Origin of the sequence: uncultured Shewanella sp. (assembly GCF_947501665.1) — a bacterium.
Lineage (GTDB): Bacteria > Pseudomonadota > Gammaproteobacteria > Enterobacterales > Shewanellaceae > Shewanella.
In genome coordinates this window covers 21,004-36,412 of the sequence record NZ_CANMWS010000009.1, presented here as the reverse complement: position 1 = coordinate 36,412, position 15,409 = coordinate 21,004, and the positions used below count along the sequence as shown (strand labels likewise).

The window sequence follows — 15,409 nt, the reverse complement described above, 5'->3', positions numbered from 1 at the left end:
AATACTTCTCCCTTGCAGTCATGGCTGCTTTATTATTATTTTTCCATCTAAAGAATTGAATAAACTTAATCCACTTTTGTACTGCCTATTTTTAGGCTTAGAGATATAACAGCGCCCTTAAAATAAGGGCACTAGTTTACATTATGAGCAGGTAGTCATTTAATCTGAGCTAATGAAACACTTCAACTTCACTGCGTAACTCTTTCAGTTGTATTTTCACCAGTTCAATCAGAGGATCGTTCGGGCTATTATCAATGAAGTATTCTAAATCTGCAGTGGCTAAACTTAAACACCCTAGCTGCTGAGCAATAAAAGCACGCTCTCTATTCAGATTCAAATCATCACTGTGCCACTGAAGCAATAAGTTACTGCACTCCATCGCAGGTTCAAATTGACGTGAAATAATACAACCTGCCTTAATTTCATGGATCATGCGAGACACAATACGCTTAGGCGTCGCAGGCTTTAAATAACTAGGCTTTAACTTTGCAGCATTACCCAACTCCCCACGAACAAGTACATGCAATTGATGCTTGTTCATACGCTCTCCCGTTAAGGGATCGATATAATAAACTTGGTTGTCGATTCGACAACACAAAGCCGTAAAACCCGGTAATAGAATTAAATCTACCGGTAAATCGAGTTGTTTTGCCAGTAGCATCAATAAGGTTGCCAATGTTGTACTATTGCCTTGGCGCGTCACTAAACAACGTCCTAAATCAGCCGCTTCAACACTGAAATAATCTTCTCTTGCACAAAAACCTTTCTCTTGAAAAAACCAATAAAGTAAAGCCGATAAACGCTCATGTCTATCAACCACGTAATGGCTTAATACTGAACCGGCCAATGCATACCAAGCCCATTGTGTGCTTTGTACTTTTGAAAAGCCAAGATGCTGCGTTATGTCAAATGCGATCTCAGGTAACTTTATCGCATCACTAAGAATTAATTTTGTCATTAACCTACTAATATTGCCTGTTTAAAAACTGCTATTTTTGCAGCATATACAACCCAACCTAGCGCTCCAAATGCAGCAAAAACCTTAAAGAGTTTCCCTCGATTTGCTTTCAACGCAATAGTCGCCAGTACAATATAAGCTACAACCGCACCTAACTTTTCAGTCAACCAAGGATCGACAAAGGGAAATTGTTGAATAATGAAACACAAAAGCACCCCTGACAACAATAAGAAAGTATCAATGACATGGGGTGAAATCTTCAACCACTTCTTATCCAACATCACTGAATCACGTAAATGCAGCACAAATCGAAAAATAAAAAACAACACACTTGTTGCAACCAGAGTAAGATGTAAGTGCTTAATGCCAGGATATAAACCCGTTAAAAATTCCATGTTAAAGTATCTATCAAGTGGCTAAGAAAGGCATTAGTGTACCCGATCCCTTCTCGCATCACCAATTCCAAAAAAAAATCACAAAAACTGCTCACTTTATCATCACATCTTGCTTACTCTTGGATCACGTTCGATCCCTTTAAGGCAAATAACATCACCTCTAAAAGCTGAATATAAAACAGGCAGGGATTTGGGTGTAATTTAAGACAATAACGGCAGTTAATTGCAGTACCTAACGAAAAAGCCCCTTCGCCTTTTTCATTGGGCTTTAATGCAACGGTTATCTGTCTTTTCATGAAAGCTGTTTTCACATCAGCACTGGATAGGGCCCAATGTTCGGTAGAATGGATATAAAATAACACCTTGGTTTTATCAGTCGCATAAGCACTATAATCTGCGAATAAACCAGCATTCCTCGTTAATTTTAGTTTCATTGCCTTCCTTAGCTCCTATGGTCTCATTTACCTGACTGTTTTTGATGATGCACAACTGTGATTATAGTCAGTAAACACTCACCTCTTATTACAGTTTATTACATGCTATCTCCGTTAACTCAAAGCTTGAATACACCGCTCCCTTATCATCCAGATCTTCGCCGCTTTTTCTCGGCCAAACATATTCTTTAGAAACGTATAATGAAAAGTAGACTTAGCAGTGCTTAATTCATTAGCGGTAATACTTTTTTCTACAAAAAATTCAGTGATAGGTTCGCTGGTAACAAGCATGAAGCGCGTTAAATCAACTCTATGATTTTGATAAGTTAAATAACAATGTGCTTCAGGAATAAAATCCTGCTTAAATTGCTCAAGCACTTTTCCAACTCCTGGAGTATTCGCTTCTGTCATCGCATAAATACCGACGGTTAATACCACATCAATGCCCAACTCATCAGCTAATGCTTTTAATAAGGCATGTTTAGTACTGCAGGTGCCTTTCTGCTCTTCAATCACACTCATATATTGATGGCTATGATGAGTTCTCCCATAGGGTAAATGCCAAATCCATTCACAGATTTGATGGAAAGACTCAAACCCCATACCGATAAAAATATCAGAAAGTGTTCCGTGAGGATTAAGTGCTTTATTGGGTAATATTGAATACATAGTAGATGTTCACTCCTTGAATATTTATCCATTATATTCAAGGAGTATATCAGTGTAGCTTGCGATATTTCTTGCTATTTTCGTTTTACAGCGCCTTGTGCATGCTGCTGTTTAAAGGTATTCATGGCTTTAAACATCGGATGAAATGCCGGTCTTTTTATATAACGGCCGACTCCCTTAACGGCTCTTAAATCGCCATCGACCCACACAAGGCTGCCCTGACTTATTGTATGAGAAGCTCCCCCTTTAACCTTACGTCCTTCAAAAATATTAAAGTCGATATTTTGATGATGGGTTTTTGCAGAAATAATCCGTGTTCCTTCTGGATCCCAAATTACAATATCGGCATCAGATCCAATATTGATTGCACCTTTTCTTGGATAAATATTAAATATTTTCGCTGCGTTAGTCGAAGTTGCTGCCACAAATTCATTCATGGTTAAACGGCCGCTATTTACACCCGCATCCCAAAGAACGGTCATTCTATCTTCAACACCTGCTGTACCATTAGGGATTTTACTGAAATCATCTTTACCCATAGCCTTTTGATCGGCACAAAAACAGCAATGATCCGTAGCAGTCGTTTGTAGATTGCCTGATTGTAGCCCCTGCCACAATGCATCTTGATGCGACTGACTTCTAAAAGGTGGGCTCATTACATGCGCAGCAGCATAAGCAAAATCGGGATGGCGATAAACACTGTCATCAATCAATAAGTGACCAGCTAAACACTCCCCATAGACTCTTTGACCCGCATTTCGTGCATGAACGATAGCATCAAGCGAATCTTTACATGATACATGCACGACATAAAGTGGCACATTCATCACTTCAGCAATTTTAATTGCTCGATTAGCCGCTTCCCCCTCAACCGCGGGCGGGCGGGATAAAGGATGGCCTTCTGGGCCGGTGATCCCTTGAGCTAATAACTCTTTTTGCAATTGGAAAACTAATTCCCCATTTTCCGCATGTACCGTAGGGATTGCACCTAGTTCGACACAACGACGAAAACTATTCACTAAAATTTCATCATCAGCCATAATGGCATTTTTATATGCCATGAAATGCTTAAAGCTATTTACTCCATGCTCATTAACCAGCTTTCCCATATCTTCATGAACCGATTTATCCCACCAAGTCACCGCCACATGAAAAGAATAATCAGCAGCCGCTTTTTCAGCCCAGCCTCTCCATTCGTTATATGCTTCCATTAATGGCTGTTTGGGACCTGGAATAACAAAATCGATAATGCTAGTTGTCCCCCCCGCTAACCCTGCTGCTGTACCAGTATAAAAATCTTCACTGGCCACCGTTCCCATAAAAGGTAGCTGCATATGAGTATGGGGATCTATCCCACCTGGCATCACATATTGTCCGCTAGCATCAATCACTTCAGCATTACTCGGCACCGATAAGTTCTCACCTATCGCTTTAATCAATCCCTTCTCACAATAAACATCTGCAATAAAACGAGTATCGGCATTCACGACTGTGCCGCCTCTTATTAAAATTGACATGCAGCTCTCCTATTTTATGAATAAAATGGAAATACAAACAACTCCATAAAAAGTGACGCAATAATTCAAATTCCCCATGACACTGGCTTCAATATCAGTTATATACCAATATCTTCATTCCATAAAGTGGGTTGCTGCTCGATAAATTGAGTCATTAAGTCAATGCATTGACTGTCATTTAACACTGATAACTCAATACCTTGTGACATCAAGTATTCTTCAGGTCCTTTAAAAGTTATATTTTCACCGATAACAATTCTCGGAATAGAATAAAGTAAAGATGTGCCACTACACATCGCACAAGGAGACAACGTTGAATACAGTGTGGATTGCTGATATTGAGCAGCGGTTAATCGGCCTGCATTTTCTAAACAATCCATTTCAGCATGTAAAATAGCGCTGTTCTTTTGTACTCTCTGGTTATGGCCCCTAGCGATAATGTGATTATCGATCACTAAAATAGAACCAATAGGGATCCCTCCCTGAGATAAACTTTTCTTTGCTTCTAATAACGCTTCTTTCATAAAATCATGATCTCGACTCATTATATTCTCTCTTAGTGGCGATGAAATGATCTAGAAACTGTTGTTATTTAATGGTTAAATTCCCCCCGTAATAAACGTGTTTTATTTGCAGTAAGAGCTATGATACTCAGTCATCCTAGACCCCGTACTTTCAAAAGAGGGCTTCTCAACAAAGAGTAAAGTACGCTTTGCCGAATCCTACTAACAGCGTTTATGGCAAGGTTCTACGACACTATCACTTTTATGTACGACCCCATAAGTGGAAGAGATAACATAACATTTGAGTCCATGCCAAGAATAACAACGATCGTACAAGCCCACCACTAGCAGTATCAATAAACCACAATCCCTAGCAGTATCAATAAATCACAAACCGCTGTAAAAATCACCAGAAAGTTTAATAACGCCTAAGCCAATTGCCCAATAAACTATAAAGAATAATAGCCGTCACTATGCCATTAATCGGAGCAATACCTGGGCTCACATAGGCAATAAAACAGGCAATAAAATAAGCTCCTAATCCCGCTATATTAATACTCGGGAAAAAAAAACAGTCTATTTGAGGATAGTGTTGCTTTCTAACAAAAAAATAATCTCCAATAATCACGCCTCCAATTGGAGGGATAAATACGCCCAAAAGCAATAAAAATTCAACCAGATGTTGATCGATACGAAAGAGAGCTAAGATAATGCCAACTCCAGCCCCAATTACTGTCCAGAGTCGCCTATTATGAGTCCGAAATAAATGGCAAGCAGCTAAAGAAAAGTTATAAATAGTATTGTCTTGAGTCGTCCAAAGACTCAAGATTAACATCAAACAGCCAAACCAGAATAAATCTTGTAATAGCAATACCTTAACGACATCAGGTTCACCATAGACATAAGCACCAATAGCGCCAACAAATGCCATTAGACCATTACAAATTAAAAATGCTAATAAACTGGAATACACTGCCCCCTTAGAGGAAGACGAAAATCGAGTCCAATTCGTTGACTGAGTTGCTCCACTTGAAAATGTACCGAACACTAACGTAATCGCCATACTATAAGACAGTGTCGACGACCCAGAAGATAATGGTAAAAAGGTCGCCATAATACTGGTCTCATAGCTGTGATATAAACTGATCATGATAAACACAAGCATTAATGGCACAGCCAATATCGATAAGCTTTCCAGCCCTCTATAACCAATAAAAGCTGTGACACAAAATGCCATGCCGACACAAATAATAATGCTGTTTAAATACAGTGAATAATGGCTCGACTCTGATGGCACCTCCATCATTTGCAGACTATATACAGCGAGCATCGCCGTCCCCCAAGCGTACCAACCAATTTGCGTCAACCCAAGCACTAAATCCACCAGCCCAGCACCTAAGCGCCCAAAACTAAAACGTGCTAACAATTGGGTATTCAATCCTGTGTGAAAAGCAATCTTACCTAAAAAAGCAGCATAGCCTCCTAATAGCATATTACCGATTAAAAGGATCATGATCAGATCAGGCCAAAAAGGAAAAGCAATCCCCACTTTTCCTCCTGCAAACATGGTTGCAGTAAATAAGGTAAACCCCATTAACACCCAACTGAGCGAAAATAATGTTTTTCGACTCGATAGCGGTACTGCTGATAAAGGGTAATCTTGACTTTTCATCTATACGCCATTTCAATCAAATGAGTCAGCAAAAATGAATTTTGATAATTTAATCAAAATAAATTTATTCATTGTTTCTTTTCATTTTACAAAGCAAATAATAAATGACTCCCCCCAAAATAGAGCCTGTAAACCAACCATAGTGGTAAAACCATGAAAAGGAATCAACATTCACCGCAATTAATGTTAAACAAACAGGAAAAATAAAAGCAAACATGCCTGAATAATTCACCCCTTTGTAAATACCTTGGGTTTTATAAAGTTCAGGTAAATTTAAATACTGTTTGCGAATAATAAAGTAATCAACCACCATTATACCTGCTATTGGCCCCAGCAAACTCGAATATCCCAATAACCAGTTTGAATACATATCTTCAAGACGAAAATCAGAATTAATCCACCCCATTCTCTGCACTAAATCATAAGACATTAAAATAAAACCAATTAATCCCGTTAGCAAAACACCCTTGGTATGATTAATTTTTTTTGGCGCAATATTTTGAAAGTCATTCGTTGGAGAGACCACATTTGCCGCAGTATTCGTTGATAATGTCGCAATAATAATAAAAAGCATGGCAATGGACACCACCAAAGGATTATTGATTTTACCAATAAGATTGACGGGATCTGAAATCGTTTCACCGACTAATCCTTGTGAAGCCGCAGTCAATATCACCCCTAATGAAGCATAAAAAAACATGGTCACTGGCAAACCCAATATTTGCCCTAAAATTTGGTCTTTTTGTGATTTTGCGTAACGACTAAAATCAGGAATATTCAATGACAATGTCGCCCAAAACCCAACCATCGCAGTCAAACCACCAAAAAAGTAAGGCCAAAAGGAGGCATTTTCTGGGCGTTTAGCGGGTTCTGCTAATAACTCTGTCATCGAAACTTGAGGGTATGCCCACATCATCAAACCTATTCCAACGGCCAATAAAATAGGCGCTGACAATAACTCCAAAATTTTAATCGATTCCGATCCCTTAATCACAATATAAACATTCAAAAAAAGGAAAATAAAAAATCCAATCACTTCCCCATGACCAGCAAGTGATCCCCAGCCAGGCACTAAATGGGACAACAGCAAGTGAATGGCAATCCCTCCAAACAAAGTTTGTATACCAAACCAACCACAAGCCACCACAGCCCTAATCAAACAGGGTACATTCGAACCTATCATTCCAAATGATGAACGCAATAACACTGGAAAAGGAATACCGTATTTTGTGCCTGCACAGGCATTTAATGTCAATGGAATAAGAATAACTATATTCGCGATTAAAATCGTGAATAAGGCTTCTTTTACGTCAAGGCCAAAAAAGCTAGTTAATACCCCTCCTAAAGTATAAGTCGGTACACACACTGCCATACCAACCCAAAGTGCAGCTACATTCCATTTTGTCCAAGTTCTCTCATTAACCTTTGTAGGAGCAATATCATGATTAAAGTGAGAACTGTTTAGCACATCCTTTTCAAGGTTTAACTCATATAAGTGCCCTTTTTTCATCGGCTGTGATACCGAAGTCTCCATATTCACTCCTATTACTTTTCATTAATACATTTCTAGCGTATTTTGTTACCATTCCATTGGTAACCTTCGGTTAAATCGCCGTAACTTTCAGGACGTCTATCTCGTAAAAACTGCCAACCATTTCTAACTTGTTTCACCATATTCAAATCAATTTCATGCACCAATAGTTCATCTTTATCCCTACTTGCCTGTGCTTCAATTTTTCCATTAGGGTTAACAATATAACTAGAGCCATAAAATTCTCCCATTTTTTCATCCCATGGTGCTTCTTTACCCACTCGATTAATGGCGCCAATAAACACACCATTCGCCGCAGCCGAAGCTGGCTGTTCAAGCTCCCAAAGGTATTCACTCAACCCCGCCACAGTCGCAGAGGGATTGACAATATATTCAGCACCATTTAATGCCAGCGCTCGCCAACCTTCAGGAAAGTGCCTGTCATAACAAATATAAACCCCCAGCTTACAATAGGCTGTATCAAAGACGGGATAACCTAAATTGCTGGGCTTAAAGTAATGCTTTTCCCAAAAGCCTGGGGCAACATCTGGAATATGATTTTTACGATACTTGCCTAAATAACGGCCATCTGCATCAATTACCGCAGCCGTATTATAATAAACACCAGTAATATCTTCTTCATAGATAGGCACAACTAATACCATGGCATGTTTTTTAGCTAAATCTTGCATCAATTTAACGGTTGGCCCCTCGGGGATCTTCTCCGCAGCTTGATACCATTTATTATCTTGGCTAGGACAAAAGTAAGATTGAGTAAATACTTCCTGAAAACAAAGTACTTGAACACCTTGCTCTGCTGCCGACTCAATCAAAGGAAGATGAGCATCAAGCATCGCTTTCCTGATGACCTCAGTACTTTCTGAAGTATCAGCTTTTAAACTCATTTGAATTAAACCGCATTTAACTTTAGTCATTATTTTGTTCCTATTACTCGAGATAAGATAGCACGACTGCCAGAGCCCAGACTTAACGTCATTACCAGCCCCCAAAAAACCACAAAAAATTAACACAAGCATACATTAGCTTAAAAAAACATCTATGTATATTTTGTTACCATTCACTGCACATTATTTAAACAGCTTGGTGTATTCTAGAATATAGGCAGCAATAGTATTAAGTCTCTTAAAATAATGTAGTCAGTGACAAATGCCTATGTCGCCATTCCATGCAAAGTAGTATTTAACAATTAAATCAACACATTAAATAAACATAACTCAAAGAATATTGAGGATAGGGTATATGACATTACAAGATCCACAAGCCAGTTCAAAAGACACACTTTCATTAGAAAACTATTGGATGCCTTTTACGGCTAATAGACAATTTAAAGCAAAACCTAGACTATTAACAAAAGCAAACGGTGCCTATTATCAAGATAGTGAAGGTCGCACTATTTTAGATGGCACTGCAGGTCTTTGGTGTTGCAATGCGGGTCATTCCAGAAATGAAATCACTCATGCTGTCACTCATCAAATAAAAGAAATGGACTTTGCTCCCTCGTTTCAGATGGGTCACCCACTTATTTTTCAATTGGCTCAGCGCCTAGCCAGTATCAGCCCCAAAGGACTTAATAAAGTTTTTTTTACTAACTCGGGCTCGGAATCTGTCGATAGCGCTTTAAAAATCGCTCTGAATTTTCATAGAGCAAACGGCGAAGCCAGTCGAAATCGGTTTATCGGTCGAGAGCTTGGCTATCATGGTGTCGGCTTTGGCGGAATTTCTGTCGGTGGGATCCCTGCCAACCGGAAAAACTTTAGCGCTCAGCTTTTACAAGGCGTTGACCATTTACCTCATACCTTGGATATAGAAAACAATGCTTTTTGTAAAGGCTTACCTGAAAAGGGTATTGAAAAAGCAGACGCCTTGGAAAAAATCATTTTCTTACAGGGTGCTGAGAATATTGCCGCAGTCATTATTGAACCATTAGCTGGCTCAGCAGGTGTCATACTCCCTCCACAAGGGTATTTAAAACGGATCAGAGAAATCACTCAAAAACACGGTATTTTACTCATTTTCGATGAAGTCATTACTGCTTTTGGACGAGTAGGAGATAGCTTTGCAAGTGAGCGATGGGGAGTCATTCCAGATATGATCACCACAGCGAAAGGGCTCACTAACGGTACTGTGCCAATGGGGGCAGTTCTTATCGATGATATGATTTATGATACCTGTATGAATGCGCCAGATGATACTATCGAGCTTTTTCATGGGTACACCTATTCAGGACATCCCGTTGCCGCTGCAGCGGCTTTGGCCACATTGGATATTTATCAAAACGATCAACTTTTTCAGCGAAGTCGTCAATTAGAGCATTATTTTGAAGAGGCTATTCACAGTTTAAAAGACTTAAAAAATGTTATCGACATTCGTAATTTTGGTTTAGTTGGTGCTATTCAATTTGCCCCCAGTCATGCAGGAATAGGCAAACGCGCCTTTACTATTTTTGAAGATTGTTTTTACCGTGGTGCCCTTGTCAGAGTCACCGGCGATACAATTGCATTATCTCCCCCGTTAATTATTGAAAAAGATGAAATTAACAACCTCATTGGCATCTTATCCGATGCTATTAGCCATGCCGATTAACCCAGGAATAATCAATGAAAATAATCACACACTATATTAATGGTCAAGAAACTAAAGACAGTATCCGTACGCAAGCCGTTTTCAACCCTGCCACGGGTGACATACAAGCTAAAGTGTCTATGGCGAGCCAAAAAGAAGTAGAAAATGCCATTTCACATGCAAAAATTGCCCAGCAAACTTGGTCTCAAGTCACTCCTTTAAATCGTTCTCGTATCTTATTTAAATTTAAAACTCTCATTGAAAATAATATTGACGAACTGGCAATGCTGATTACACAAGAACACGGAAAAGTGCATGATGACGCCAAAGGTGAAGTCATTCGTGGATTAGAAGTCATCGAATTTGCTTGTGGGATCCCGCACCTTTTAAAAGGAGAGCACACAGAGCAAGTTGGCAGTGGTATTGATGCTTGGACGTTGAATCAACCTTTAGGTGTCGTTGCGGGCATTACACCTTTTAATTTTCCTTTTATGGTACCTATGTGGATGTTTCCCATCGCCATCGCCTGTGGTAATAGCTTTATTTTAAAGCCATCTGAAAAAGATCCCACAGTGGTTATTCGTATTGCTCAGTTGCTGACTCAGGCAGGTGCGCCCGATGGCGTACTGAATGTCATCAACGGTGATAAAGAAGCTGTCGATGTCTTACTAACTCATAACGATATCAAAGCCGTTAGTTTTGTCGGCTCAACCCCCATTGCAGAATATATTTACTCGACCGCATCAGCCCACGGTAAGCGTGTACAAGCACTCGGCGGAGCTAAAAACCATATGGTAGTAATGCCTGATGCCGAGCTTGATAAAGCCGTCAATGCCGTAACAGGCGCCGCTTTTGGATCTGCTGGAGAGCGATGCATGGCCATCTCTGTTATTATTGCCGTTGGTGATATCGCAAATTCTATTATTGAAAAGCTAATACCGAAAGTTAATGCGTTAAAAATAGGTGACGGTATGACACCTGAAATGGACATGGGTCCACTGATCACCCGTGCTCATAAAAATAAAGTCGAAAATTACCTTGAAATAGGGATTAAAGAAGGCGCAAAACTTGTCGCTGACGGCCGTCAATTATCAATAAAAGACCGAGAGGGAGGATTCTTTTTAGGCGGTTGCTTATTTGATCATGTCACACCCAATATGAGGATCTATCAAGAAGAGATTTTTGGTCCTGTACTCTGTGTCGTGAGAGTCAAGGATTATGATGAAGCACTTACCTTGATTAACCAACACGAATTTGGCAATGGTACTGCTATTTTCACCCAAAATGGCGAAGTCGCACGCCATTTTTGTCACCATGTTCAAGTTGGCATGGTCGGAGTCAATGTGCCAATCCCCGTTCCAATGGCCTTTCATAGTTTTGGTGGCTGGAAACGTTCTTTATTTGGCCCATTACATATGCATGGACCTGATGGTGTTCGTTTTTATACTAAACGCAAAGCCATAACTGCACGTTGGCCAACAGTTATGCATAATCAAACAGAGTTTGTCATGCCCACCATGAAGTAGCCCTCAACCCAGCACGCCACAAACAAATCAAATCGCGTTATTTATTTGTCTGTGGTCTTTTGCTTTTTAAACCAAACATTAAATTGCTGCTGTAACCCACGCTCATCTTTTCTAAACAAAAAAACTTTTTCAGATTGAGTGTATAATTTTTTTGATTTTAAGCCGCACAATAACGGATTAATGCTGTGCATATAATCCACTTCAATGGAATCTGTAAACATCACATCTGCTTTATTATCAAGGAGGTAGGTAAATGGTAAATGATTATTGGGCACGATAATTAATGTGGCGTGTTTAACTTGAGATAAGGCAAATGTTTCATTCGTCCCCCCACGATTTTCAACTATCCTCACTCCCGTTACATCAATATCATTGAAAGTGTTAAAACGAGATTGATCGCTACAACGCATTAATGCCGTTTTACCAAAAACCTGTATAGGCAATGAAAATAAAAATTGCTTCGCTCTTTGCTCAGAGGCTGAAATCCCTCCAACGGCTATTTGAAATCGATTATTTTCCAGATCTGTTGATAAGTCAGACCAATGTGTTTGGACAAACTCAATGTCATATTGCTCATCTTTAGCGAAACGTTTAATCAAGGTGATCGCATCTCCGCTAAACGTTTTATTTTGCTTATCAAACCACGTTAATGGGCGATAATCTCCCGTGGTCCCGACTCGTAGAGTTTGCGCCGCTTGGGCATAAAAACTCACACAGAGCACACAATAAAAAACACATCGTAGTAACATGCTCCCCCCGATAACCATTATTTTTTAACACCTGAGAATATAGCAACACAACCTCGCATTTCAATTTGAACTTGCTGAAAATTCTCATTCAAAACGGTTTCTAAGCTAGTTAAATCATCGTCCAAATTGTCAAAAATACCTTTGCTGTTATAAAAATTCATCAACTTCGTTGCAAAATAGCCCGGCTGAGTTCCTTGGCCCAATATGGTGCTACCAAACAAGACCCCACCTTCATTTAAATATTCATTTAAATGTTGAAAAACAACTGATTTAGCAACTAAATTCCCGGGTAAGCAATGTAATAAGTAATTCATGCTGATAGAATCAAACGGTTCACAATCAAGCTCAAGAGGCGTTAATACGTTGCCCTTATAAATTTCAGGGTTAAAAGATTTTATCTTCGCCGCTGCCGTTGATAAGCTCACTGGATTTAAATCCAGTAAAGCGACTCTTCTTGGAACTAACGTCAAACTTTTCTGTAAGTAGTAACCCGTTCCAACACCCACATCAAGATGATTTGAACTGATTTTTTTATGAAATTGCGCCCGTAAAAAAGTCGTGGGGCAACGCCATAAATATGTGTTAGAAAAACCCAATACCCACAGGTTATAAATCAAAAGCATCCTACGTGTATAAACCGCTTGACCAGCATAACTCGGATCGTCTTGTGACTCCATCCTGTACCCTTTTTCAAATAGGAAACCCGTCATTCAATAGAATAATGAGCGAATAAGGATAAATATAGAACATTTACTTTTAGTACAGGCATAAAAAATGAGTCAATATTTGATTAACTCATCTTAAAGGGAATAATGAATACTCAGTGATGTATTTTTATCTCGACCAACGGCCCAAAGTACATCGATCATTACTGCCAAAATCCCTCACCGTCGAGACATTTTCATAGCCTAATTCGATTAATTTCTCACGGACTGCAATGGCTTGCTGATAACCATGCTCTAATAACAGATAACCACCAGGTGCTAAATAATCTCGCGCTGCTGCGGCAATATGATACAAATCGGCAAACCCAGACTCTGAAGCAGTAAGTGCACTTTGCGGTTCAAATCTCACATCCCCTTCATTGAGATGATGATCTTGCTCATCAATATAAGGAGGATTTGATACTATTAGATTAAAATCATAGCAATTGATAGCATCAAACCAATCACTTTGTAAAATATCGACATGTTCTAAATGAAGAGATTGGCGATTTAATTTCGCTAATTCAACAGCATCTGTCACCTTATCCACTCCCGTCATTCGCCACAATGGCCGCTCATGAGCTAACGCAAGCGCTATCGCTCCGGTTCCCGTCCCTAAGTCCAATACACGTGCAGACTCCGATAAAGGTAAGTTCAGTGCAGTTTCTACTAAAATTTCGGTATCAGGTCGCGGTATTAACGTTGTTGGATTCACTCTAAAAGGTAATGACCAAAACTCTCTTTCACCCACAATATGTGCGATGGGGTTACCTTCTAATCGCTTAGCAAGCATTCTTTTAAATTCAGAGCCTTGCTCTGAACTTATACTCTTTTCTGGCCAAGTATAGAGGTAAGCTCTCGGCTTATTAATCACATGTAATAACATAATTTCAGCATCTAATTGAGGGGTATCAGAAATATCCATCAATTGTGATGAAGCCCATTCAAGCGCTTTAACAATAATAAGTTGCACTGCATATCCTTTTCATTATGAACACAAGATTAATAGGTATTGGAATAACAAGTAAAATAGATAAAATAAAAGCCCTTTAAGGGCTTTTATTTTATGACTATCGTGTGACTATTCGTCAGATAACGCGGCTAATAAGTCTGCTTGATTCTCTTGTATTAGGGGCTCGATAATCGTATCTAAATCACCCTCCATCACTTCACCTAATCGATATAAGGTCAAGTTGATACGGTGCTCACTGACACGCCCTTGTGGAAAATTATAAGTGCGAATACGTTCTGAGCGATCGCCGCTGGCCACAAGGCTGCGACGGGTCGAATCTTCTTCACTGCGACGTTTTTCATCTTCAACCGCTTGAATTCGAGCCGACAATACGCTCATTGCTTGAGCACGATTTTTATGTTGTGAACGCTGATCTTGACACTCAACAACAATCCCAGTGGGTATATGAGTAATACGAATAGCAGAGTCAGTTTTATTGACGTGCTGTCCACCCGCACCCGATGCCCTAAAAGTATCAACTTTTAAATCGGCTTTGTTTATTTCTATTGCTTCTGCTTCTGGAATTTCAGGTAAGACAATCACAGTACACGCAGAGGTGTGCACACGGCCTTGGGATTCTGTCTCAGGCACGCGTTGAACACGGTGCCCACCGGATTCAAACTTCAAATTACCATAAACGCCTTCACCCGATACTTTAATAATAATTTCTTTATATCCGCCATGTTCACCTTCACTAGCATTCATGACTTCAACTTGCCAACGTTTTCCCTCACAATAACGACTATACATACGGAATAAATCTCCCGCAAAAATAGCCGCTTCATCTCCTCCTGCTCCTGCACGAATTTCAACAAAAGCATTGTTATCATCATTGGGATCTTTAGGAAGTAATAAGATTTGTAATTCATCTTCAAGTGATTCAATGACTTCTTTGGCTTGTTTAATTTCTTCCTGAGCCATTTCTTTCAGCTCGGCATCATCTTCAGCCAGCATTTCTTTTGCTGAAGCAAGATCCTCTTCAGCTTGTTTAAATGCTGTAAAAGCTTTAACGACCTCTTCTAATTGAGCATATTCTTTAGACAGGGCCCTGAAACGCTCTTGATCAGCAATCACACCAGCATCACTCAATAAGGCCAGTACTTCTTCATTTCGCTCAAGCAAGCCTTCAAGCTTGCGAATAACACTCTCTTTCATT

General features: G+C 39.6%; 15 protein-coding genes. 2 read left to right on the top strand and 13 right to left on the bottom strand.

Annotated elements, in window-relative coordinates:
* Window positions 1–169: 169 nt before the first annotated feature.
* The 9 genes from Q0976_RS08220 to Q0976_RS08180 all read right to left on the bottom strand — a co-directional run bounded on the left by Q0976_RS08220 (window position 170) and on the right by Q0976_RS08180 (window position 8,614).
* On the bottom strand, window positions 170–958 hold the full coding sequence (locus Q0976_RS08220; RefSeq protein ID WP_299492865.1) for a tetratricopeptide repeat protein: 789 nt from the start codon (window positions 956–958) through the stop codon (window positions 170–172).
* Window positions 958–1,353 carry a SirB2 family protein gene (locus tag Q0976_RS08215; protein WP_299492863.1) on the bottom strand — a complete coding sequence of 132 codons (396 nt, stop codon included), beginning with the start codon at window positions 1,351–1,353 and terminating at the stop codon, window positions 958–960. The genes Q0976_RS08220 and Q0976_RS08215 overlap by 1 nt, the downstream gene beginning before the upstream one ends.
* A 113-nt stretch (window positions 1,354–1,466) precedes the next feature.
* Complete coding sequence (locus Q0976_RS08210) at window positions 1,467–1,787, bottom strand: hypothetical protein (protein WP_299492861.1); 321 nt, start codon at window positions 1,785–1,787, stop codon at window positions 1,467–1,469.
* Between the two features lie 114 nt (window positions 1,788–1,901).
* Window positions 1,902–2,456, bottom strand: coding sequence for a hypothetical protein (locus tag Q0976_RS08205; RefSeq protein WP_299492859.1), 555 nt, complete (start codon window positions 2,454–2,456; stop codon window positions 1,902–1,904).
* Between the two features lie 74 nt (window positions 2,457–2,530).
* A complete protein-coding gene (hydA, locus tag Q0976_RS08200; protein ID WP_299492857.1) occupies window positions 2,531–3,973 on the bottom strand; it encodes a dihydropyrimidinase in 1,443 nt (480 codons plus the stop codon).
* A gap of 98 nt (window positions 3,974–4,071) precedes the next feature.
* Window positions 4,072–4,518: a nucleoside deaminase gene (locus tag Q0976_RS08195; RefSeq protein ID WP_299492855.1), complete on the bottom strand. Its 447-nt coding sequence runs from the start codon at window positions 4,516–4,518 to the stop codon at window positions 4,072–4,074.
* A 376-nt stretch (window positions 4,519–4,894) separates the two neighbouring features.
* Entirely contained in the window at window positions 4,895–6,148 is a 1,254-nt protein-coding gene (gene codB / locus Q0976_RS08190) for a cytosine permease (protein WP_299492853.1), read from the bottom strand.
* Window positions 6,149–6,212: 64 nt separating this feature from the next.
* Window positions 6,213–7,682, bottom strand: a complete 1,470-nt coding sequence (locus Q0976_RS08185; RefSeq protein WP_299492851.1) for an NCS1 family nucleobase:cation symporter-1 — start codon at window positions 7,680–7,682, stop codon at window positions 6,213–6,215.
* Between the two features lie 32 nt (window positions 7,683–7,714).
* Window positions 7,715–8,614 (bottom strand): nitrilase-related carbon-nitrogen hydrolase, encoded by a 900-nt coding sequence (locus Q0976_RS08180; protein WP_299492849.1) that lies wholly within the window; start codon window positions 8,612–8,614, stop codon window positions 7,715–7,717.
* A gap of 325 nt (window positions 8,615–8,939) precedes the next feature.
* Here Q0976_RS08180 and Q0976_RS08175 point away from each other — a divergent pair, with 325 nt between their 5' ends.
* Window positions 8,940–10,283, top strand: coding sequence for an aspartate aminotransferase family protein (locus tag Q0976_RS08175; protein ID WP_299492847.1), 1,344 nt, complete (start codon window positions 8,940–8,942; stop codon window positions 10,281–10,283).
* A gap of 14 nt (window positions 10,284–10,297) precedes the next feature.
* Window positions 10,298–11,788: a CoA-acylating methylmalonate-semialdehyde dehydrogenase gene (locus tag Q0976_RS08170; RefSeq protein WP_299492846.1), complete on the top strand. Its 1,491-nt coding sequence runs from the start codon at window positions 10,298–10,300 to the stop codon at window positions 11,786–11,788.
* A 41-nt stretch (window positions 11,789–11,829) separates the two neighbouring features.
* Here Q0976_RS08170 and Q0976_RS08165 read toward each other — a convergent pair whose 3' ends face one another.
* The 4 genes from Q0976_RS08165 to prfA all read right to left on the bottom strand — a co-directional run bounded on the left by Q0976_RS08165 (window position 11,830) and on the right by prfA (window position 15,408).
* Window positions 11,830–12,537 carry a transporter substrate-binding domain-containing protein gene (locus Q0976_RS08165; protein WP_299492845.1) on the bottom strand — a complete coding sequence of 236 codons (708 nt, stop codon included), beginning with the start codon at window positions 12,535–12,537 and terminating at the stop codon, window positions 11,830–11,832.
* Window positions 12,538–12,554: 17 nt separating this feature from the next.
* Window positions 12,555–13,214, bottom strand: coding sequence for a class I SAM-dependent methyltransferase (locus Q0976_RS08160; protein ID WP_299492844.1), 660 nt, complete (start codon window positions 13,212–13,214; stop codon window positions 12,555–12,557).
* A gap of 157 nt (window positions 13,215–13,371) precedes the next feature.
* Entirely contained in the window at window positions 13,372–14,214 is an 843-nt protein-coding gene (prmC, locus tag Q0976_RS08155) for a peptide chain release factor N(5)-glutamine methyltransferase (RefSeq protein WP_299492843.1), read from the bottom strand.
* A 108-nt stretch (window positions 14,215–14,322) separates the two neighbouring features.
* Window positions 14,323–15,408 (bottom strand): peptide chain release factor 1, encoded by a 1,086-nt coding sequence (gene prfA, locus Q0976_RS08150; RefSeq protein ID WP_299492841.1) that lies wholly within the window; start codon window positions 15,406–15,408, stop codon window positions 14,323–14,325.
* Window position 15,409 lies beyond the last annotated feature (1 nt).

What these genes read in the sequence shown, in the direction of transcription:
- Q0976_RS08220 (WP_299492865.1), bottom strand. Translation starts at nt 958, where the DNA reads ATGACAAAATTAATTCTTAGTGATGCGATAAAGTTACCTGAGATCGCA.
- Q0976_RS08215 (WP_299492863.1), bottom strand. Translation starts at nt 1,353, where the DNA reads ATGGAATTTTTAACGGGTTTATATCCTGGCATTAAGCACTTACATCTT.
- Q0976_RS08210 (WP_299492861.1), bottom strand. Translation starts at nt 1,787, where the DNA reads ATGAAACTAAAATTAACGAGGAATGCTGGTTTATTCGCAGATTATAGT.
- Q0976_RS08205 (WP_299492859.1), bottom strand. Translation starts at nt 2,456, where the DNA reads ATGTATTCAATATTACCCAATAAAGCACTTAATCCTCACGGAACACTT.
- hydA (WP_299492857.1), bottom strand. Translation starts at nt 3,973, where the DNA reads ATGTCAATTTTAATAAGAGGCGGCACAGTCGTGAATGCCGATACTCGT.
- Q0976_RS08195 (WP_299492855.1), bottom strand. Translation starts at nt 4,518, where the DNA reads ATGAGTCGAGATCATGATTTTATGAAAGAAGCGTTATTAGAAGCAAAG.
- codB (WP_299492853.1), bottom strand. Translation starts at nt 6,148, where the DNA reads ATGAAAAGTCAAGATTACCCTTTATCAGCAGTACCGCTATCGAGTCGA.
- Q0976_RS08185 (WP_299492851.1), bottom strand. Translation starts at nt 7,682, where the DNA reads ATGGAGACTTCGGTATCACAGCCGATGAAAAAAGGGCACTTATATGAG.
- Q0976_RS08180 (WP_299492849.1), bottom strand. Translation starts at nt 8,614, where the DNA reads ATGACTAAAGTTAAATGCGGTTTAATTCAAATGAGTTTAAAAGCTGAT.
- Q0976_RS08175 (WP_299492847.1), top strand. Translation starts at nt 8,940, where the DNA reads ATGACATTACAAGATCCACAAGCCAGTTCAAAAGACACACTTTCATTA.
- Q0976_RS08170 (WP_299492846.1), top strand. Translation starts at nt 10,298, where the DNA reads ATGAAAATAATCACACACTATATTAATGGTCAAGAAACTAAAGACAGT.
- Q0976_RS08165 (WP_299492845.1), bottom strand. Translation starts at nt 12,537, where the DNA reads ATGTTACTACGATGTGTTTTTTATTGTGTGCTCTGTGTGAGTTTTTAT.
- Q0976_RS08160 (WP_299492844.1), bottom strand. Translation starts at nt 13,214, where the DNA reads ATGGAGTCACAAGACGATCCGAGTTATGCTGGTCAAGCGGTTTATACA.
- prfA (WP_299492841.1), bottom strand. Translation starts at nt 15,408, where the DNA reads ATGAAAGAGAGTGTTATTCGCAAGCTTGAAGGCTTGCTTGAGCGAAAT.